The sequence below is a fragment of the Paraglaciecola psychrophila 170 genome (assembly GCF_000347635.1).
Classification (GTDB): Bacteria; Pseudomonadota; Gammaproteobacteria; order Enterobacterales; family Alteromonadaceae; genus Paraglaciecola; species Paraglaciecola psychrophila.
Window position 1 is genome coordinate 4533023 of sequence record NC_020514.1, and the last position, 21382, is coordinate 4554404.

General features: G+C 41.2%; 21 protein-coding genes and 2 pseudogenes. 5 read left to right on the forward strand and 18 right to left on the reverse strand.

Annotated features, from left to right (window positions below; translation table 11 throughout):
• Positions 1-10: 10 nt before the first annotated feature.
• The gene (locus C427_RS19840; RefSeq protein ID WP_007642346.1) at positions 11-721 is read right to left on the reverse strand and encodes a transposase; all 711 of its coding nucleotides are present in this window, start codon (positions 719-721) and stop codon (positions 11-13) included.
• Positions 722-1033: 312 nt separating this feature from the next.
• Here C427_RS19840 and C427_RS19845 point away from each other — a divergent pair, with 312 nt between their 5' ends.
• Positions 1034-1663 carry a PEP-CTERM sorting domain-containing protein gene (locus tag C427_RS19845; protein ID WP_007642348.1) on the forward strand — a complete coding sequence of 210 codons (630 nt, stop codon included), beginning with the start codon at positions 1034-1036 and terminating at the stop codon, positions 1661-1663.
• Positions 1664-2006: 343 nt separating this feature from the next.
• Here C427_RS19845 and C427_RS25675 read toward each other — a convergent pair whose 3' ends face one another.
• Entirely contained in the window at positions 2007-2639 is a 633-nt protein-coding gene (locus C427_RS25675) for a hypothetical protein (protein WP_007642355.1), read from the reverse strand.
• Between the two features lie 2 nt (positions 2640-2641).
• On the opposite strand from C427_RS25675, the gene C427_RS19855 reads away from it, so the two are divergent.
• Positions 2642-2860, forward strand: coding sequence for a hypothetical protein (locus C427_RS19855; protein ID WP_007642356.1), 219 nt, complete (start codon positions 2642-2644; stop codon positions 2858-2860).
• An 88-nt stretch (positions 2861-2948) separates the two neighbouring features.
• Here C427_RS19855 and C427_RS19860 read toward each other — a convergent pair whose 3' ends face one another.
• The 15 genes and pseudogenes from C427_RS19860 to C427_RS28895 all read right to left on the reverse strand — a co-directional run bounded on the left by C427_RS19860 (position 2949) and on the right by C427_RS28895 (position 17365).
• Complete coding sequence (locus C427_RS19860) at positions 2949-3923, reverse strand: caspase family protein (RefSeq protein WP_007642357.1); 975 nt, start codon at positions 3921-3923, stop codon at positions 2949-2951.
• 13 nt (positions 3924-3936) lie between these two features.
• Positions 3937-4308 (reverse strand): TIR domain-containing protein, encoded by a 372-nt coding sequence (locus C427_RS19865; protein ID WP_007642358.1) that lies wholly within the window; start codon positions 4306-4308, stop codon positions 3937-3939.
• A 147-nt stretch (positions 4309-4455) separates the two neighbouring features.
• A complete protein-coding gene (locus tag C427_RS19870; protein ID WP_034900174.1) occupies positions 4456-4758 on the reverse strand; it encodes an HNH endonuclease in 303 nt (100 codons plus the stop codon).
• 548 nt (positions 4759-5306) lie between these two features.
• The gene (locus C427_RS19875; RefSeq protein WP_007642360.1) at positions 5307-5897 is read right to left on the reverse strand and encodes a transposase; all 591 of its coding nucleotides are present in this window, start codon (positions 5895-5897) and stop codon (positions 5307-5309) included.
• A gap of 260 nt (positions 5898-6157) precedes the next feature.
• The gene (locus tag C427_RS26050; RefSeq protein WP_015431241.1) at positions 6158-6535 is read right to left on the reverse strand and encodes a hypothetical protein; all 378 of its coding nucleotides are present in this window, start codon (positions 6533-6535) and stop codon (positions 6158-6160) included.
• Positions 6536-6844: 309 nt separating this feature from the next.
• Positions 6845-7189 carry a DUF2218 domain-containing protein gene (locus tag C427_RS19885; RefSeq protein ID WP_007642365.1) on the reverse strand — a complete coding sequence of 115 codons (345 nt, stop codon included), beginning with the start codon at positions 7187-7189 and terminating at the stop codon, positions 6845-6847.
• 21 nt (positions 7190-7210) lie between these two features.
• Complete coding sequence (locus C427_RS19890; RefSeq protein ID WP_007642367.1) at positions 7211-7996, reverse strand: ABC transporter ATP-binding protein; 786 nt, start codon at positions 7994-7996, stop codon at positions 7211-7213.
• A complete protein-coding gene (locus C427_RS19895; protein ID WP_007642369.1) occupies positions 7993-9093 on the reverse strand; it encodes a FecCD family ABC transporter permease in 1101 nt (366 codons plus the stop codon). Before C427_RS19895 ends, C427_RS19890 begins: the two co-directional genes overlap by 4 nt.
• Positions 9090-10397, reverse strand: coding sequence for a TroA family protein (locus C427_RS19900; RefSeq protein ID WP_007642371.1), 1308 nt, complete (start codon positions 10395-10397; stop codon positions 9090-9092). Before C427_RS19900 ends, C427_RS19895 begins: the two co-directional genes overlap by 4 nt.
• A 197-nt stretch (positions 10398-10594) precedes the next feature.
• Complete coding sequence (locus C427_RS28300) at positions 10595-11119, reverse strand: porin family protein (RefSeq protein WP_015431242.1); 525 nt, start codon at positions 11117-11119, stop codon at positions 10595-10597.
• Positions 11089-12642: a TonB-dependent receptor domain-containing protein gene (locus tag C427_RS19910; RefSeq protein ID WP_148285931.1), complete on the reverse strand. Its 1554-nt coding sequence runs from the start codon at positions 12640-12642 to the stop codon at positions 11089-11091. The genes C427_RS28300 and C427_RS19910 overlap by 31 nt, the downstream gene beginning before the upstream one ends.
• A 324-nt stretch (positions 12643-12966) precedes the next feature.
• A complete protein-coding gene (locus tag C427_RS19915; RefSeq protein ID WP_007642375.1) occupies positions 12967-14364 on the reverse strand; it encodes a sensor histidine kinase in 1398 nt (465 codons plus the stop codon).
• On the reverse strand, positions 14361-15050 hold the full coding sequence (locus C427_RS19920) for a response regulator transcription factor (protein WP_007642377.1): 690 nt from the start codon (positions 15048-15050) through the stop codon (positions 14361-14363). Before C427_RS19920 ends, C427_RS19915 begins: the two co-directional genes overlap by 4 nt.
• Positions 15051-15114: 64 nt before the next feature.
• The gene (locus tag C427_RS19925; protein ID WP_007642379.1) at positions 15115-15570 is read right to left on the reverse strand and encodes a hypothetical protein; all 456 of its coding nucleotides are present in this window, start codon (positions 15568-15570) and stop codon (positions 15115-15117) included.
• 718 nt (positions 15571-16288) lie between these two features.
• Positions 16289-17365, reverse strand: a pseudogene (locus C427_RS28895) (transposase).
• Positions 17366-17610: 245 nt separating this feature from the next.
• On the opposite strand from C427_RS28895, the gene C427_RS19945 reads away from it, so the two are divergent.
• The 3 genes from C427_RS19945 to C427_RS19955 all read left to right on the forward strand — a co-directional run bounded on the left by C427_RS19945 (position 17611) and on the right by C427_RS19955 (position 20865).
• Entirely contained in the window at positions 17611-18009 is a 399-nt protein-coding gene (locus tag C427_RS19945) for a transposase (RefSeq protein ID WP_081589078.1), read from the forward strand.
• A 171-nt stretch (positions 18010-18180) separates the two neighbouring features.
• Positions 18181-19089 carry a tetratricopeptide repeat protein gene (locus C427_RS19950; RefSeq protein ID WP_007642384.1) on the forward strand — a complete coding sequence of 303 codons (909 nt, stop codon included), beginning with the start codon at positions 18181-18183 and terminating at the stop codon, positions 19087-19089.
• A 531-nt stretch (positions 19090-19620) separates the two neighbouring features.
• The gene (locus C427_RS19955) at positions 19621-20865 is read left to right on the forward strand and encodes a multidrug effflux MFS transporter (protein WP_007642388.1); all 1245 of its coding nucleotides are present in this window, start codon (positions 19621-19623) and stop codon (positions 20863-20865) included.
• Between the two features lie 260 nt (positions 20866-21125).
• On the opposite strand, the pseudogene C427_RS19960 reads toward C427_RS19955, so the two are convergent.
• Positions 21126-21374 (reverse strand): annotated as a pseudogene (locus tag C427_RS19960) (transposase); the annotation flags it as partial.
• Between the last annotated feature and the right edge of the window lie 8 nt (positions 21375-21382).

Below are 21382 nucleotides of genomic sequence, written 5' to 3' on the forward strand. Positions count from 1 at the left end.
AACTTAACGCCTACATTTCAGTTAGCTTCTTTTTTTGTGGGTTGGCTGGGCGGCCTATTTTTTTATCTTTCATTCTTCTGCCTGTTAAGGCTTCTATCTCTTGCTTAAATTGCTCATTACCGATGGCCATTCCCTTATTCGAGTTGACGCGAATAGCTTCAAGTAATTGACCTTCAATGTAAGATGAGAATAAGCTGCGATAGGCTGCCTGGCGTTGAATCGCATTGCTATGCAGCGCCAGATATATTGGGTGTGGTGTACATAACTCAGACTCTTTTCCAAGGCCATTAATCTGATAGCTTGACCAATGATAGTCAGCAGGGTCCTCAATCATGTTTGCTCTAACGGGGTTAAGCTCTATATATCGATAGAGATGCAAAAGGTAATCTTCGGCTTGCACCAGGCAAGACTTATAGCGGCCTTCCCACAATGTGCCTGACCGCCCATAGCAACCATTAAAATAACGCACATACTGCCTGCCTAAGGATTGCATCATCAAACTGATACTATTGCTCATGCGCGGAGTGCACAGTAAATGCACGTGATTGGTCATCAATACCCAGGCGTGAATATCGACGAAGTATTTTTTGGAATATTCTTTTAACCAGTTTACATAACGTGCGAAATCTTGCTCGCTGGCGAAGCATGCTTGGCGATTATTACCGCGTTGAATAATATGCTGAGGAACATTTACCGGGCTGACCCGAGGCAATCTAGACATTTATTTACATCCATGTACATGTAAATTGACGAAATTGAAGTATAGCCTAGGATGTTAATTTAAGTTAACCCTGACCCCAGTTGACCCGAAGCTCAGGTTGAATATGTGCTTCTTATTTGTACGTTCATGTGTCGGGATACTTTACAGACTCAAAGTTTACATTTCATATGGATATTCTAACCATATGAAATTGCTACATATTATTTTGTGGCTTGTTTAGTGCATTAGAATGCATGTACTAGTGACGTATGACGTATCACTTTTGGTAATTATCTTTCAAGATTGTCTTGAAGGGATTAAAGAGAATAATACATGAACAGTCAATATTTAAGAACAATGACACTAAGCATCATCATTATGCTGGGTGGTATAGCCAGCAGCGCTAATGCACAGGAAGCACCAGATACCAGTTGTGAGTTAGGCTGTGTGACATTATTAGGCAGTAATGAAAAAGTGAGTATCACTGAAGTACAAAGAGATTGGGGAGTAGAATACGAGGTAAACGTACTAGACGAAGCGCTAACCATCACCGCTTTTGGCGTAACTAACATTGAGAATGATTATCAAACTTATAATAAAGTTGAAACTTGGAGCGATCGATATTTGTCTGAAAATGAGTGGAACGAAGGTTTTGGATTTACATACCTAGGTAACCAAGTGTCGACTAATGACCTCGGGGTATTTGAAGACCTATTCGGGCTAACGGAAAACTATGTAGCTTTCTTCTTTAAGAAGGAATTAGCCGACAGTGGCGTGGTGAACTTTAATAATCCAGGCAATAATTTTTACTTGTTCTCAGCGGAGGTGGCATCAGAGCTTGCTGCATTCAATGGAACTAATGTAGTGTCACAAAGTGTCACAAATGATGTTCCAGAACCATCAACACTGGCTGTTTTTGCATTAGGACTAATGGGTTTAGTATCACGTCATTTTAAGAAATAATCTTAAGTTGGTTTCGAAAACATCGAGCTTAAGCATCAATAATGATTTGCTTGAGCGATGTGAAAGAGAAGCCATATAATCCAATGTTGTCGCCATGCTTTTAAACAAGAGTGTCATCAATAAACACCTGCCAACGTGGTAGGTGTTTTTTTTTCCCAGCGAAGCTGGCAAACCTAACAGGCTGAAAGAAGCCTGCTCACCCTGACCACAAAAATTAACAGGACAGCCATGTTAATTATTTAATGAGCCACAAATTATAAAGACACCCATCGTAATAACCCCAAAAACTATTTTTTGGGGTTGCTCACTATTATGGGTGTCTTGTTAATTTGTTGATGACTAATCACGTCCATTTATTGTGTACGCCGCAGGAAGGTGGTGGCGTAAGAGTTAATTTAACTTTGTTCTGACCCCGATAGTTCGACCCCGATAGTTCTTCTGCATCGGTTACGATAATGGGATTAACCTTATCACCCATTAGAGCTTTTAACCTAGTGAGAAACCGATTGTGGGTAGCCCTTTTTTCTTTGGTTTTTATGCTATGTACTTCCTGATAAAGCGTGATGGAACGACCATCAAATGCCAAGGAAGCCCGAAGCAAAAAGTGGTGCCCATATTTATCTAAGTCAGACCAGTCCACTAAGATAACTGGGCGAGTGGAAATACGCCCGAACCGTTTACATATGCTGGCATAAATGGCGTAAGACTCAACACTTAGATTGGTATTGGAGCAGAGTCTATCCGCACGCTTAATACTATGTTTTTCATGAGCCTTAGAGTCGATGCCACGGCCCATAGACGTCACTGTGGCACAATTACCTGTGAGTAAACTATGAACACAAGCGGACAACGCTATTCGCCGAACTTTGTGCATATTTGGGGTGACAAGTGACAGGGTATTGTTCAATATGGAGTTTACATTCATGGCATCAATGCTTTGTGAGTTTTGGCGAATGATCGGATCACCAAATGTCATGAATGTTCCCTAGAACATTAAATTATCTCATTGTTTTACCTAGACTATTTGTGGGGATACCTCAGGTTCTGACCCCGATAGTTTCTTCAGCTGATATTGCTGAGGTATTCTCGATTTCTGGTGAGTTTATTAAAATTTCCAATGAGCCAAACCCAGATGCAGCAACGGCATGTTGGAAGGTGCAGGAAGGGCAGGATCAAAAAAAATACGAAATAAGCTGACAGAAATTATAAAGACACCCAACGTAATAAATCGCAAAACTATTTTTTTGCTGCTCGTTATTATGGGTGTCTTGTTAATTATTTCACGCTATATACGATTTTTTTCAACCAATCTTCTGTAGTGTTCTCCCAATACTGTAAGTCTGCAGGACTTACTTTCCATTGCCGCATTCCACATGTGTGGAACATCTACAGGAATTAGTAAATTCAGGCGATTAAAACGCTGAAGGATTGAAAAGACACGGGTATTTTCTGGGTCTGGTGGTGGCATACCTGCATCGCGCCCCTTCATTTCCGGCTCAAATGTCGGATCGAGCGGGAAAAAATATCCGGGAGTAGGAAAGAATTCGAAAATTCTCACTAAGTCATCTATCGCTATAGCTGGAGTTGATTTTCTTAAAGAAACAAATTGCTTCACATTGGTTTTAAATACCGGACGCTGCTCCCACGACCCCAAGGACTGGTCAATGTGCGCATAGACACTACCAGGAGTAATATCACCCGTAAGATTAGCGGCACTACCGTTTAGCGCATCTACGAGTAAGGTAGTAAAAACTCCCCGCCCATTTGCTTCAGTTGCATACTGGTCTTTTGTTGATGCCGTTAATACAGTCAGCCCCTCAGATAAGGAGGCTAGCTGCCCTGCATCGGGCGGGGTACCCGCAATACCAGAGTGACAACTATCGAGAATAATTATCTTATTCTTTGCAGGTGAATTATTCGCGAAAGTAAGAATCTCAGATAACGATACACCTTCATCTCCTCGACTGGAATCCGTTGTTAATAAATAACCACCAGTGGCTTCAATGTGACCATGCCCAGCAAAATACAACAAAGCAATATCCGCATCTGCTTTAAACAGCTCTTCAATTTGATCTTTTAATTCACCTCTATTGACTCGGTCAGTTGGGCCTGTACCTGTCAATAGACGACAATCAAAATTTACAGCTCCACCATCATGACGCTCTAGCACAGCTTTCACTTCATGGGCATCATTCACACAACCGTGCAATGAGCCGCCGTGCTCGTAGTAATTAACCCCAACAATTAGCGCTCTGCGCATGTGCTATAACTCCTTAAAGGCTATCGATAAAGTCTTGGATTGCTTTCCAAGTCCATACTTTTGTATTCACGCCTAATACATTCGTCCTATCATCGGTGTACGCCCAAATTCCTAGTACTTTTTTCTTTTCTTCCCTTGCACAAGCTATCTCCCATTTTTGACCACTAGACGTTAACGAGTTTTTACTAATAAGTGCAATCACACCATCAGAACGTTTAATTCGAGTACGGACCTTTTCTTTCCAGCCAGAGTCATATGCATTTTTTACTGACATATCGATATATTCAAAAGGAGAATTAGTGTTTAGCGATTGCCCCTTCAAAAAATCTCTTTGTTTTTCATCTTCAATTGCAAAAGCCACAAAAATTGTTTTCTTAGTTCCCATTTTTACTCTCCATGATGTGTCGTGGTTGATTATTTATTTGTTGCCTAACTCTCTGCTAAACGGCGTTCGTTAGCGAGTCAGGTGAAGGCCACGTTTTTTTTGTGGCCGGAATGCCGCTTGTTAACACTGCATATTTAACAGTATGTATTAAGGACACGACCATGGATAATTATCACTTTTTGTTCTGTTGTTTTCCCACTGGAGAGGCTGGAGGTTTTCAAATGTGTTTGGACCACCTTTAACAGTTGGCTTTATATGGTCTAGTTCCCACCCCACATCTGAATTTGTATTTCCATGCTCAGAGTATTTTATGGATTTACCACAAATGTCATATCTCCATTCAGCTGAGTCCCAATGCTTCCCATCCTTATCAGGAACTATTTTTCCTTTTGCCCATACTGCTAATTTTGTTTTTTCATCGGTAGTTTTAAAGGGGTAAAGGTAGGTCATAAGTAACATCTCCTTATTTTCATTGTAGTGCTAAAGATTATCAACTGCTGCGCCACAATTTGGCGTCAGATGGCTGAACCTGCGAGGTCAGGTTCGTTGAAAATAGAAATCAAATGAGGAATTGAATTACCATATATAAATGACAATTCCTTTACCCAATTAAACGCGAGGTTTACTAACACCAAATCAATTGCCATACATATTCATATTCATATTCATCAAAAGTAAGCAGTTATCTTTAGTACATTTTTCATACAAACCAGCCTACTATTTTTACCAAACAAAAGCAAAGCAGATATTTTCAACTGTTTATAACAATTTATTAGAACAGCCCAAATAGTGAATCCATTAGATTCACAACAAAACTCTTTTGGCGTCACAGCCACTGCTTTTGCCCTACTCTCACATGTATGTCCGCTACTCATTTTTGAGATTTTGTAGGTCAATTTGCAAGGATGCAAATAAAGCTAATTAACAAGACACCCATCGTAATAAATCTCAAAACTATTTTTTTGGTTGCTCGCTATCATGGGTGTCTTGTTAATTGTTTACTTATTGGTGGCTTGGCGGATATCTTCTAACAACTTACCTTCGATTTGATGTGCAAACAACCCTCGATACGCTAACTGGCGCTCCTGTTCATTTCTACCAAGACGGGTATAAATAGAATGAGGTGTTAACAAGTCACTCTTCTTTCCAAGCGCATTACATTGGTAACTTGACCAAAAATAATCGGCTGGCTCATCAACCATGGAGGCTCTTACAGGGTTCATCTCTATATAGCGATAAACTTGCATTAGGTAGGTTTCTTCTTGCACCAAACAGGATTTAAAGCGCCCTTCCCATAACGTACCTGTTCGTTTATAACTTCGATTAAAATACATCACATACATTCGCCCAAGTGATTGCATCATCTGCGAAATACCATCATTACTACTTGGCGTACATAAAATGTGGACATGATTGGTCATCAGCACCCATGCATGAACACTGACTTTATATTTCTTAGAATACGTTTTGAGCCAACCAACATAAGCCTGCATATCCTCTTCACAAGCAAATGTCGCCTGACGATTGTTCCCTCTCTGTATTAAGTGCTCTGACACTCCTGCACTAGAAACTCGTAGTCTTCTCGCCATTAAACCAGCCTTTTTTTATTAATAAATAGGAGGATAGTTCATTTAAAATGACTCTGACCCCTTTTATTTTCAAATTTGAGCTTTTGGGAAAGACAACTTAATACAACTTAATAGGCCACCCATAATAAAATCATTTCAACTAAATTGACTACGACCCCTTTTATTCCAAGACTGCAGCAGCATCCCTTCTTGTCATAAAAGCAGGCTTGAGATTTAAAACGCCCTTCCCACAAATTTTTCTGGAAAAAATTTGAACCGCTTCAGCTGGCCCGAAGGGTGAGCGCCAAGGATGGCAGCGAATAAAACCTGCCTGTACAGCCGTCTTCTTTATTGGCCTGCCTGGCAATAGGCTCACTTAAACTGGCCATCAACCAACTGATGTCATACAAACGCTGACGGTATACAGTAATAGTCTCTTTAAGGCTTATCCATTCACTCTCGCTTAACAACTCATTACGCATGAATTTCTGGCTCAGTAACGTACCTCTATGCAACCGATGCCAACGGTCTAGCACTTGTTTATCTGACCAAGACATGGCTTTGTCTTTATCTTTATCCACACACAGCACCAAATGCAGATGATTGCTCATCACTGCATAGGCGCATATACCAACGGCAAATACTGACGATAACCACAATACCTTGTCTTCAACCTACGCCCGTCTGTGCTCGTAACTCGTGCCAGAGTATTTATCAGTAGCGCGGCTGCCGTACCACATAAAAAGGCGTGTCTAACGCAACGTGAAACGCAATGGTAATAGGGGGTATCAATAAGGCTGACCTGAGATGAACCAGGCTTGGGCATAAGTGACTCCTTTCAATTTGTGCTATTTCAATTGCTGTTATCAAAGCTTAGTGCAGACAAAAATAGTCAAATTGTTATGGGTGGCTCGTTCAATCGTCTAATGGGTGCCTAAAACGTTGATTTAACCCTAATTAATTTTTTTCTAGATTTGCTGCCATTCCAATACCAGTTCGTCGGCTTTAGCGAAACGCTCAAAATGTCGGTCAATGGTATCTACAATATCGCCTAGATCGATTGCATTGTTAGCTTTGCAAGTCAGTGTTAATAAATCAGTCGAGGCAAACATATCAGCTGTGCCCATTTCAAATTGTACTTTGCCTTGTGTCTCTTCCCATTGGGCTTGCACTTTATGGGCAAAGTGTTTGCATAATCGCTGCACATATTTGGCGCCTTTTTCAGTGTTGACAACACCCGACCGGCTATATGTGTATTCAGATACAGTAAGGTTAACTTTGCCATTTTCATTTTCATTGTCATTCATATTCATATTGTTATTTCCTTTATTGGTTTAGTCTGTATTTGCAGAAGAACTGGCACTGTCCGCCAATATTATGGGGTAACCTTTTGAGCACGCTTCAATACGAGCTGTGATCCCAAAAGCTTGATCCAAACATTCAGGCGTAAGCACATTTTTTGGCGCGCCCATAGCTAACAGCCCACCTTTAGCCAATACCAACACTTGGTCGCAGAAACGTAATGCAAGATTTAAATCATGACTGGCCACAAAAGCAATGCGCTGATGTTCTTCAGTTTGTTGCTTAATCGTTTCAAGCACATTGAGTTGCCAATGTAAGTCCAAGGCGCTGGTAGGCTCATCTAATAACAACAATTTAGGTTGGCGCACCAATACTTGAGCAAGACCAACCATTTGCCGTTGACCACCTGACATTTCACTCATTTTTTTAAGTGCCAATGGCATAATCCCCAAGCGCTTAAAAACACGCTCAATCGCCTCGTTAATATTATCAACAGGCACACCTGCGGCCGCCCGACAAGCGCTGTAAACTAATTCATAAGCGACTAAAGAGGTGGGTTGAGGCAAGGTTTGTGGTAAATAACCAATATGCTGCATACGTTTAGCTTGGCTCATTTGAGCAATAGGCTGTTGCTCAAAGGTGGCCTCGCCCTTGAACTTCATAACGCCGGCTAAAGATTTTAATAAAGTAGACTTGCCCACGCCATTTGAACCAATTAATGCCACTAACGTGCCCGGTGTTATCGCGGGTAATTCCAGGTTTTTAATAATAACGTTGCGGCCATAACCGACCTGAAAATTTTGGATAATTAAGCTCATACTTGCCCCTGCCTACCACGGCCTAAAATCAGGCTAATAAAAAGTGGAATGCCAATCAATGCAGTCACAATGCCCACTGGTAATATCACCCCCGGCAACAAGGTTTTACTGGCGATAGAGGCCAAAGACAACAATAAAGCCCCAGCTATGGCACTGCCCGGCAAAAAGAAGCGGTGATCTTCACCTAACAACATGCGCGCGATATGTGGACCCACTAAACCAATAAAACCAATTTCGCCCACAAAAGCTAAGGCCACTGACGTCAATAAGCTCACTCTAAGTAACACGGTTAAGCGTAGCCGTTCAGTTTTTATGCCTAAACTACGGGCCTGTTCTTCCCCTGCGCGAAGTGCAGTTAAGGCCCAAAGCTGTTTTAGACTACACATAAAACACACCACCAGCACCACAGTGACTAAGGTCACTTTTTCCATATTGGCCCTAGCCAAACTGCCCATAGTCCAAAATACTATTTGTTGTAACGCGCCTGCATCAGCAATGAATTGTAATAGCCCCACCACCGCATTGAGCCCAAACATCAAAGCAATACCAAATAATAAAACCGTATGTACACTGGCACCCATAGTGCGCGATAACAATAAGATCAACAGTGAGGCTAAAGAGGCAAATACAAAAGCACTGGCTGGCAATAAATAGGTGAAGCTCAGGCCTGTCCAACTCAAGTCAAAAACAATGGCCATAGATGCGCCTAAAGTAGCCGCAGATCCCACTCCTAGTGTAAAAGGACTGGCCAGTGGGTTATTTAACACTGTTTGCATTTCTGCCCCGGCAAGTCCTAAACAAGCCCCTACTACTAAAGCCATTAGCGCATAGGGTAAACGCACGTCCCAAATAATGACTTTATGGGAAGCGCTCAAATTTTCAGGCTGCAGCAAACCTTGTAACACTTGCCAAAGTGATAAATCTGCTGGACCGCTAGCAATATCAAACAAAAAGCTGAATAAAGTCACAGCAACAATTACTGCAATCAACACAATACGTTTGAATACAAAATCACGATATTGTGTGGCTAAGGAATATTGATTGCCTTGGTTATGAACATGGTTATGCTGGTTGACACTGACAAGTTCGTCTTTCATTTTTGCCTAGCCTGAGGTGAGAGTGTTGTCCAATACACACCGTTTAATGGCACAGACTGAAATTGTTCAAACAAGGTTTCCAAAGTCTGCCTTGGTAAGAGGCTGGTGAACTGTTCGGGGTACAGCCATTTAGCGAAGACTTGCACCGCCACTACATTCAGCGGCGTATTATAAAAATGATGCCAAATGGCATATGCCTTATGTTGCTGTACTGCTGTTAAATGGTTCATACCCATAGTATCCAGCGCATGACGAAAGCTCTGTTGGGCAAAGGTCTCATCTACGCCCGCCCCTAGTGCGATATAATGTGGCCGTTGAGACCCATCTGAATATGGCTGTGTTGAGCCGATAGCCGTGGCAATATAAATGTCAGGCTGAAAGGACAATAAATATTCGAAGTTCAAGACCCCTGCACTGCCAGGTATCATACTACTGGCCACATTTACGCCGCCCGCACGTTCAACAAAGTCTGCCATCATGCCCTTTACCATTGTTTCGCAACACAGTCCCTGCAACCCCACACGACTATGTAAAAACACATTCGGCTTAGGTTTGGGCTCAAGTTTCGGCTTAGGATCCATCTTAGATTGCAGCTTAAGCTCTGATTTAGCTTGGACCTGGTTTGCCATCAATTTTGATAAGGGGTCAATAACCCGTTGCATTTGCTGTTGGTAAAAAGCAATAAACTCACTAGCCCGACTTTCCTTACCTAATAACTTTCCAAGCAAAGCGATACTCTTAATAGTATTGACCAGAGGATCGCGCCGGAAATCGACAAACACGACGGTCACACCCGCTTGCTGCAGTTGATTGATTAAAGTCGAATGCCTGGCACTGGGTCCATGGCCTTCCACTCCAAAAATAGCCAAATCTGCATTTAAGGTCAGGGTTTTTTCGATGCTAAAACTGTCTGCCGAGGTGTGCCCGACTAAAGGTATATCGTCAATTAACGGAAACTTATGCTGCAGTTGTAAATAACTGCCGTAATCCACCACTTTTAAATCTGCCAACATGCCCACGACCCGTTCAATTGGATTATGAGTATCGAGGATAGACAATGCAGACAAATAACGACTTTCACCGAGGATAATGCGCTGTGCAGGTTTTGAAATAGTGATTGAACGACCTGCTAAGTCGATAGCTTTGATAACTTTGATAACTTTGTTAGCTTTGTTAGCTTTGTTAGCCGAACTCGTTACACTTTGAGCGGTGCTAGCGTTAGTCATAAATGTGGCACACAAAGTCACTGCCAATATGCCCAAGGTGAGTATCAACTTAAGCGTAGTAATGCTGTATATTTTCATATTATTTGCTGGTCCTGAATGGATCAAACCCCAGTGCATACAAAATACACTGGGGTATGTATACCCTTCATCCTTGAAACTACACGTATGCTGGCTGTTATCATTCACCTTGATCACTTACTGAACTAAGTTCATGAGGTTTGATTTATTTGCTGGCGCCGTGTAATTCCAATAATTTTGGGTGTGTTTTTTGGCGATTAAAAACGTAACGCTACACTTACACGCACATCACGACCTGCTTCAGGCGCGCCCACCACCACCTCATAGCCTGCATTATTAGTAAAGTTTTCAACACTGCCGTGGTGCAGGTATTGTTTATCAAACACGTTTTTGAGCGTTAAGTTAACCGTTAACATATCGTCACCTAGTGGTAACCAACGTGCGTAGATATCATGTTCGGCATAACCTGGCTTATCTAAGGTTAATGCTTCGCCGCCCACATTTAATTTTATATCGTGAATACCCTTGACCATTCTTGCAGACCAACCTGCATTAATGGTTTCGTTAAATTCATAATGTAAATTTAATGCAAGGGTATCCCCGCTAGAGGCTGCTGCAGAGCTATACACATAACGTGTGACAACTTGTCCATCGAGCTCGGTATCAGCGCTGTTAATGGCAGCGCTAAAGTCCAACTGAGAAGTTTGATAAGCAAACTCTAGGTAGTACCCCTTGGTTTCTATATCATTATCTAGATTAATATTGACGTTTGACCAAGGCACATGCCAGCGATCGGGGTTTCAATATCTGAACGATACACACCACCAGCAAAGCTTGCATTGCCCAGTGCGTAATCTAAGCCAAATTCAAGGTTTTTGGCTGTTTCAGCTTCTAAACTTACATCGTTTGAATAAATTGATAATTTAAATGCGTCTTTCACTTCAGGACCGCGAAATGCTTCGGCATAACCGGCACTGATGCTTAAATCGTTCGTTAATGCGAAGTTAGCACTTAGGTTAGGTGACACACCCGACTCATCAAATTCTAAGCCATTAATATCCGATAACTGATAGTTATCAAAACGCATACCCGCCGACACAGTTAGCGCTGAACTGACATCAATCACATCTTGAAGATACAACCCTTTAATTTTGCCTGTCTCCTCAAAATATGCATCTGGCGCAAAATCAATATCATTTAGATAGCTGGTATCATCACGAAAGTTAAGGCCATAAATAAGCTGATGTTGACCAACAATGCTTATATTTTGAATAGTGGCACCCTTTGATTTAACCGCTCCATCATAAAAGCTAGTTCTAAACTCACGCGATTGGTAATTTTTGGTGTTATAAACATTCACACTAAAATCCAGCAGATCATTGTTAGTGTCATTTAATCCGTAATTTAGGGTAGTCGTTTTGCGTTCACCTGCAGTGGGCTCAGCTGTATTTCTGCTGCTAGCAATCCATTCTGGACGATACAAAATATCACCGTCTTCTTTGAGACCTTCATGGCTTAAAGATAAAAACTGATGCTCAGATAAATTAGCCACTATTTTTGCATATCCAAGTGTTTGCTCTGATCCAGTGCCGATAATTTCAGTCCCATCTGCGTCTTCAACATTATCAAAATCAGAGGCAACAACACTCGCCATAGCACTAAACACATCATTGGTATCACGTCCAAATACAGTGACGCTATTTTTAAACCCATCACCATTGCTGAAATAACTTGATTTGATTAAGGCACCAAAGTTTTCATCTTTGGCCAAAAGATCATCAGGATCTTTAGTAGTTAATTTTATACTGCCACCTAATGCACCAGGGCCTGCTGTTGCACTACCCGTACCCGCTTCAATTTCCACCTGCTTAAGTAATTCGGGCTCAATAACAATTCGCCCTGCATGATGGAAAACCGCCCCAGATTGTTCTGCTCCGTCAATAGAAATATTCAGCAAATCTTCACCAATATTTCGCATGTAAATCTTTTGTCCCATGCCAATAGAGCCACCTGCGCTAACGGATGGATCTTGACGAAACACATCACTCAAACTATCAGCATGCAAGTTTTGTAAGTCATCTGCTGTAATAAGTCGGTCAAGACCACTCGTGGCTTGTCCAATCACCGCAATCATCTCAATGTCTGAATACTTTTCAGTTTTCACTTCAGCAAAGGCAGAAGCGCTTCCTATAGCGCTGGCCACGCATAGTGAGATAACGTGTTGTTTGTTTAGTTTATGTAGATTGGGTAGATGCTGAAGATGGCCTAACTTGTGTGTATTGTGTTGTTTAAATGGTGTTCTCATGAAATAGACTCAAATGATAATAGTTTGTATTTGCATCCGATTATGAGGATTGAAGCAAAAAAGTGAACAACTTTTACAACTGTTACATTTGTAAAATAAAATAAGCTGTCTACTGAAATTGTCACAGCTGGAAAATGACATATGTAACATAAATTCATCGAATGAGTTTTTAACTATAGGATTTGAAATATTCAATATATCGAAGATTAATAACTATGCTCAGCACTATTTTTAACAAACGGTTTTGAGTTCTGACAGCGGCTTAATTCAGCAACTCAGTCAAAATGATACAACTTAGTCTAAAAGCGCAAATTAGGAATTATTTTAAGTGATGGAGTAAGGCAAATCGATGGTTATTTTTAAACCTGCTACTTGCCCAGTAGTTGTATAATAATTTTGGGCCTTGATAACCCCATTAACCGCCTCAATTTGACGCTGCGCTAACGCTAAGCCTAAACCAAATCCTCGGTGACCTTTTGCACAGGCTGGGGGGCGGTCGTCATCGGAAACCATCCTAGATTTATCCACCTGAAAAAACGGCTTAAAAATATCTTCAACTAAATCTTCTGGCACCCCCATTCCTTCGTCTTGAATATGTAGAGTAAAAAAGCGTTGCTGGCTAACCAAAGAAACATTAACTTGTTTATTTGGCGGTGTGTGATGTAAAGCATTACGGATGACATTTTCGATGGCCTGTCCCAACGCTTGCTGGCTACTGGTTATCATGGCTTGTTCAAGACCTGATTGGATCACTACCTTATCTGGGTATTCAAACCGAGCATCCTCACAAATAACACTCACCAGCTCCGACAAATCAAATGATTCACCTTTACTCTTAGGTATTTCGGTATTTAACCAAGCTAATGTCAGAGTATCTTCGACTAAATATCGCATATTCGACGATTCAGAACGTAATCTGGTAAGCGCTTTGTGGGGATCAATGTCCTGCTCAACAAAATCAATCGCCATATCAATACGCGTTAATGGGGTACGTAATTCATGGGATAAGTCTGATAACAATTGACGTTGACTAACAATAAGTTTGCTAGTGAGATCGGCCATATGATCGAAGTTATCCGCTAAAGCGGTGAGTTCGTCGTTACGCTCACCAAGCGATGCATTTATCCTAACATCGAAGTTTCCTTGGCTAAATTGTTGTGTGGCTTTTTCTAATTTACGCAAAGGTGACATCAAGTATCGATACAACACCACAGTTAACAAAGACAACAATACAAATGGTAAGGCTACTTGCAAGGCTAAATCCGCATAAGCAAAGTAAGCTCCAGGGCGCATACGTTGCGGTAATTTAATCAATAATCGCGCACTATTATCAGAAAAAGGGATATCCATAATAGGATTATGATCGAAATACAAGTGTATTTTCCACTCAACACTTCGGCCTAATGTGTGACCCTGAACAAACTGCTCAGACAATACGCCATTGGCTAAAGCGGTAACCGTGGACGTCACAACAGCCGCCCAAGTTTGCTCTTTTGTTTGTATTGTATTAAGCCAATTCTGTAATGCTGCATCGCCATCGTTGTTATAAATGTATTCTGCTGTTGCTCCATAGTCGACTAGCTCTTGCTGATATTCTTGGGCAATAAAGCTCATACTTTTTTCTGTCTTGTGAATAAATAAATCAATTACCCAAAATAATGCCACCGTGCCTGCTGCGATAATACAAAATAGCTTTATTAACAGCGTATGGCTGGCGCTCATGAAAAACAGTAACCTTTGCCATGCACTGTGACTAAGCGTTCAATCGGCATACCCGCCTCAACCAATTTTTTTCGGACTCTGCTAATATGCATATCTAAAGTGCGGTCGTATTGGCTAAAAGATTTATCTAATACCGTTTGATATAAATAGGCTTTACTCAACACCTGATTTTGACTTTCAGCTAAGCGCCAAAGTAGTCTAAATTGTATGGGTGTTAATATAATGGGTTGCTCGTGATAAGCGATCCCCTGATGGATTCTGTCTAAGCTTAACCCGTCTAATTGCAACACACGTTGCTGATTAGACTTTGCATTAAATTTATATGTGCGGCGCAGTAAAACGTCTATGCGCAGCATCAACTCCATTAGATTAAAAGGTTTGGGTAGATAATCATCTGCCCCCTCAGTGTATCCCTCAATACGTTCTTGCTCAGCGCCACAAGCAGTGATCATCATAACTGGCGTTTGGCAGGTTTTTCTTAAGGTTTTCAGTACCGAAAAACCATTTAACGAAGGTAGCAGTACATCCAGCAAAATTAGATCGAATTTCTTTTTCAAAGCAGATAATAAACCCTGCTCTCCATCATGGCATTGGTCAATCACAAAACCTTTACTTCGCAACAATTCTGCTAATTGATCGTTTAACACATTGTCATCTTCGACTATTAGAATATGGGCCGCATACATCCTTATCTACTCGCTTTAATTGATTTATCAGTTGATTAATTTGGGGGCCATATAAACGTGAGTATCAGTGTATCTGGGCTGACGACATGTCTTGCGCCAATGGATGTATAAATACCAATTGTTCAAGGCTGCTTTTTACTGCCACTAAACATTGTTCGACATGCTCTTGCTTAGGCTGATTACCTAAAGAATTCTCTGCAATCAGTTGAAGTCTTGTCTGAGCTTGTTTGAGTATCAGCTGTCCATAAGTCATTGCATTTAACTTAGCGAAGCTGGTGGCAAGCAACATGGCTAGAGTCGTTAACCTAGATAACAAAAATGATTTTTCATTACCCTGTAATTCTATCAATATTTCTGTCGTTTCAAATGCACTACCAAAAAACATTATAGCTTCTTGCCATTCTCGTTTTTGCATAAGTGCCTCCCCTTGCTGCTGTGTTTCTTCCAATTGAGTTAATGCATCTTGAGGATGAAAATAAACCCAATCGCGATGGACTGGGCAAAGAAAATTAAGTGCCATAAAGTTTCCTTAAATTTGTGAACAAGCGAAAGATAAACAAAACAAATAACAATTGCAAATAATAATGATTATCATTTGCAATAAAGCACTGAGCTGTGTATTTATGGATTATTTCTTGTTAACCAGCCGAAATAATTAATGGCTTAATTAAAGTTTACGATGTTATATTTATTGACAGTATCTAACGTCTGTTTTGTTCAAGGTCAAAGTAAAACCTGGACTAACGAAATTCTGATATATCTGTTTTTTGACTTACTGTTTTTTGGTCATCGTAATAGTATTGGATTAACTGGTTTGTATGTCCGGGAAATTATCAAAGTACTATTAATCAAACTAAAGGGTTTCCCTAAATACTTAGCTGCACCCGCAAACCAAGGGACAGGTTAACTTGAAACCTCAATACATCCGATAACCTGATCACCACTCCTTCAATTGCTGCATATCCTTTAAACGCCCTCTTTGTGACAAGAGCGCTTCAAACTAATCATCAATAGCTAACCTTATTGAGCCACACATAATAAAAATTAAATAAGTAGAGAAAACCTCTCACTTAATTTTAGGCTTAAAACATCAGATGGGTAAAGGCAGCAGGAAACTGGGTCTATATTGACGGTATTGAGGTAACTAAGAGTGAACCACTGATTTCTAGATATGTTTCGTCCTCTTTAATTAAAAAAAACACAAAATAATGGGATGTTTGAATGTTTGTTGGGTATTCCTACGATAGCAGTCGTTTGGCCTGCTTCATCCCACCTATTCGTTTTCTGTGGGTATGCGTTTTGAATGCTTTCATCATCTGCTCTGCGCCCGCTGCATAACAAAAGTGTTGTTCGAATTCGGTTGTCAGGGTTATCCATTGCTCTTCAGAAAGGCCTAATCGACTTAGAATGGGGCTGTGTGCTGAGTCGATAGCACCTGCTTTATCTGCTCGGATAATGCGACCTGTGGTATCGACCAGTTCACAGTAATCTTGTAAAGAAAATGCAATGCCTTGGGGCATGTTTTGTCTGGGGTTGCCGACAAAGGGCAGTAACTTATAAGGTTGGCGTTTGTGCTGTTGTATGGCCACGGTACGTTTTTGAATACTGGTGTGCTGTGAGGTTTCAGGGGTTTTCGCCATTTTAGCTCTAATCGGGTTTAAGTCGACATACGCCATACAGGATAATACGGCTCCATCATCCCTTCTTGTCGTAAAAGCAGGCTTGAGATTTAAAACGGCCTTCCCACAAATTTTTCTGGAATAAATTTGAACAGCTTCAGCTGGCCCGAAGGGTGAGCGCCAAGGATGGCAGCGAATAAAACCTGCCTGTACAGCCGTCTTCTTTATTGGCCTGCCTGGCAATAGGCTCGCATAAACTGGCCATCAACCAACTGATGTCATACAAACGCTGGCGGTAAACGGCGATTGTATCTTTAAGGCTTATCCATTCATTTTCACTTAACAACGCATTACGCATGAACTTCTGGCTCAGTAACGTACCTCTATGTAAACGATGCCAACGGCCTACCACTTGTTTATCTGACCAAGATACGGCTTTGTCTTTATCCACACACAGGACCAAATGCACATGATTGCTCATCACTGCATAAGCACAGATACCAATGGCAAATACTGACGATAACCACAATACCTTGTCTTCTACCCACGCCCGTCTGTGCTCATAACTCGTACCTGAATATTTATCAGTAGCGCGGCTACCGTACCACATAAAAAGGCGCGTCTAACGCAGCGTGATACGCAATGGTAATAGGGGGTATCAATGAGGCTGACCTGAGATGAACGAGGCTTAGGCATAAGTGACTCCTTTCAATTTATGCTAATTCAATTGGTGTTAGTAAAGCTTAGTGCAGTACAAAAAACAGTCAAATTATTATGGGTGGCCTATTAAAGTTGTTCTATTAAAGTTTTGCTGTACTGGAAACTCGTAGTCTTCTCGCCATTAAACCAGCCTCTTTTTATTAATAAATAGGAGTATAGTTTATTTAAATTGACTCTGACCCCTTTTATTTAATGCAAGAGACGCTACAGACCCCTGGTTAATTGCAACGTCACTTCCTCGAAGCAAGTCTTTAGGTAAAAAGATAGTGGCTATTTATCGACTGCGTATGCAAATTGAAGAAGAGTTTAGGGATATCAAAAGTAGTTCATTCGGACTGGGTTTTGAACATCATAAAAGCCGAAGCGTACAACGTATTGCAATACTTATTCTCATCGCCACACTCGCCAGTATTCTGGCTAACATTATAGGTTTAGCTATATTAATAGCTGGTTTACACCGTCGTTATCAAGCGAATACAGTTAAAACAAGGCGAGTATTATCGTTTCATTATTTGGGCTTACGAGGCTTCGTAGATAAGCGTTTCACGCTGCTCTGTGAGCAATATGAAGCAGCAGTATTAAATCTCAGAACTATTATTGCAGACAACTTTAATGGTTGAATATTCGTGGGGATCCCTCAGACCCTGACCCTAGTTTTCCTAGTTTTCTATAATTGTTTATCATAAATCAAAGACCTGACCCGCAGATGATTCGAAGTATGCAAAAAAATCTGGCAAAATGATTTTAACTATCTAATGCTTAACAATATCAAAGCCCAATAAAGAGGTAATATGACGATTCAAATTGCTGGTAAAGGAAACGTGCTTGGCCTAATACTATGTCTATTATTGGCATTACCTGCATACGGTACTGCTGAACCTGTCAATACGCCAGATACCACAAAGCACAACAGTGTGATTGAAGATTTGGAAAAACCTCTCTACACCCCCTTCGTCGAACGATATGTGCTTGACGAACTAAAAACACTTCGTACAGATTTGCAAGGGCAGCGTACAGAGTTTGTTGAACGATTTACCTCTACCGAGCTAGCGGCATCAGATCGCGCCATTAACTATGCGACCAGTACGGTGAACAATATTTTTTACATTATCGCAACGGCCGCCTCCATACTGGCGCTTGTTGGCTGGAGTTCAGTCCGTGAAATACGCCACAAGCTCAATGAGGTCATCGAACAGAAAGTGACCCGTATTTCCGAAGACTATGAGCAGCGTCTGCAGTCCCTTGAAAGTAGCCTCAAAGATCGCACTAATCGCATCGTCGCTGCACAGGAAGACATCAGCCGCACCAATGCCCTTCATTCACTCTGGATGCGTGCGGGTTTGGAGGCGACACATCAGGCGAAAATAGATGTCTACGATCAGATTTTGCTGATTAACCCGACTGATACAGAAGCGCTAACCTACAAGGCCGACGAGGTATTAGATATAGGGGAAGCACAATGGGCCCTCAGTCTTTGCAACAAAGCGCTTTTGATTGACGCAGAATATCATTATGCATTTTACCAACGGGCCTGCGCTAATTCGACCCTTAATCAACTTGATGCCGCACTGGCTGATCTGAGTAACGCCATAGAACTATCAGGCACCTATCTTGATGAGGCCAAAACGGATAAAAGTCTTGAAAACCTCAGGTCTTCCGGCAAGCTCGATGAATTGCTTGAATTTAGTGTAGACAGCTGAGTGAATCAATTGAGTCGGATCAATAAAGCTATCGGGGTCAGAACAACGTTTAATAACGCATAGATTATACTTGTTGATTACTTAACTCAAAGATAAGGACATCCTATTAATCGTTTGCCTCGCATCTGCCCGATTGGTATTGCACAGCATGTTATTTAACGGAGTAATAACCGTCAAACTTGTTTTGGTAGTGAACAAGATTTTTTTGCTTATGTGGGTTGGTTAAAAGAGTTTTCTGTTAAGTGCAAAGTTGATATTCACGCTTGGGTATTGATGACTAATCACGTCCATTTATTGTGTACGCCGCACGAAGCAGGTGGCGTAAGAGTTAATTTAACTTTGTTCTGACCCCGATAGTTGTTTCCAAATTAACAAGACACCCATCGTAATAAACCCTAAAACTATCTTTTGGGGTTGCTCACTATTATGGGTGTCTTGTTAATTTAGTAATTTAAAGAATTAGCTAAAAATTCTAAGCGTTATTAATCGGCAGTGTTAAACTGTTTATCAATGAAATCTGCCGGTTCTAGCATGTCATCCAATCGTCACTCCGCTCCCAGCGAGACAAATAGCAAAGCAAATAGTAAAAAAAAGGTCGATATTAGTTTATTCGAGTTTGTGGCACTTATGGCAACAATGACGTCGTTGGTCGCTTTAAGTATAGATTCAGTTTTACCTGCACTATCTCAAATTGGTGCTTACCTAAAAGTGACAGACCCTAGTCAAACCCATCTAATTGTTTCATTATTCTTTGTTGGTATGGCTTTTGGTCAACTTTATTATGGGCCTTTATCTGACGACAGAGGCAGGCGTTATGTGATCATTTCTGGTTTGATCGTATTTGCTATCGGGTCACTAATTTGCATCAATGCTGAGTCGTTAGAAGTGATGCTAATTGGTCGCGTTATTCAAGCCTTCGGTGTCTCAGGGCCCAGGATTGCAACACTGGCAGTGATCCGTGATAAGTACGAAGGTGAAGCTATGGCCAGAGTCATGTCTTTCATTATGATGGTGTTCATATTAGTGCCGATGCTGGCACCTATTCTTGGGCAAACTATTTTATTTTGGTTTTCATGGCAGCATATTTTTTTATCATTTTTGGTTTATGGGACATTGATTGGCTTATGGTTTTTTGCTCGTCAACCAGAAACTCTAGCCAAAGAGAAGCGCTTACCTTTTAGTTGGTCGCAATTGTGGATTTCAAGTAAGTTCATTCTTTCCCATAAGCTCGTAATGTTTTATACCCTTTCTTCTGGCACCATTTTTGGTGCATTTCTGGCTTATATCAGTTCTTCTCAAACCCTGTTTCAGGATATCTATAATACGGGTGAGCTGTTTCCTATGTACTTTGCTATGTTGGCATTATCTATCGGCCTAGCATCTTTTATTAATGGCAACTTAGTCATGCGTTTGGGTATGCGCAAGTTATGCAATTGGGCGATGCTGGGGTGGCTGATATTTTCTAGCGTACTAACGGCCTTATGTTTTGCTTATGATGGGGTTCCGCCTTTTTGGCAATTTGTTGCTGTATTATTTTGTGCGTTCTTTTGTATCGGTATTTTGTTTGGCAATGTAAAGGCTATGGCTATGCAGCCTTTAGGTGATATGGCAGGTCTAGGTGCCGCTATTATTGGGTCTTTGAGTAGTATCATTTCCGTACCTGCAGCTATTTTTGTAAGTAGTTTTATTGACGCTTCTATCACACCCGTGGCGCTAGGATTTTTGGGATTTGGTAGCGTGTCGTTTGTGTTCTATTGGAACGCGAATAAGCCTTAGTGTTACTTGTGCGTGTCTAAATTTATAATCTAATACCTTAACTAGACACCCATTGCAATAAAGTACCCAATCGAGGCCTAATCAACACGCATACAGTGATGGGGCGGTTCTGATCCCTTGGTTTAAAATTTCGAAATCTGAGCTTTTCGGGGGATGTGACTTGTGAAAGCAGCTAAATAATTCCTCCCGCTCAAATTTCAGGCAACGCCATTGAGTACAGGTTGTGAAACTAGCTTTGAATGTGTGTAAGGCTGCACTGTTCAGGCGCGTTGAAGTAAGTCTCTGGCCTTTGCCATTCCTCGTATACGTTGGTGGTGTGTGTGATGTTTGAATTGTTGTAACATATGCTCACTGTCTACGACGGTGCTGAAGTGTCGTTCGACTTCTGTGGTTAAGGTCAACCATTGCTCAGTATCTAGGCCAAGGCGCTCTAGTATAGGGCTTTGGTGATGCTCTATGTAACCCGCTTTATCCTCTCTAATACAGCGGCCTGCGCAATCCACTAATTCACGGTCTT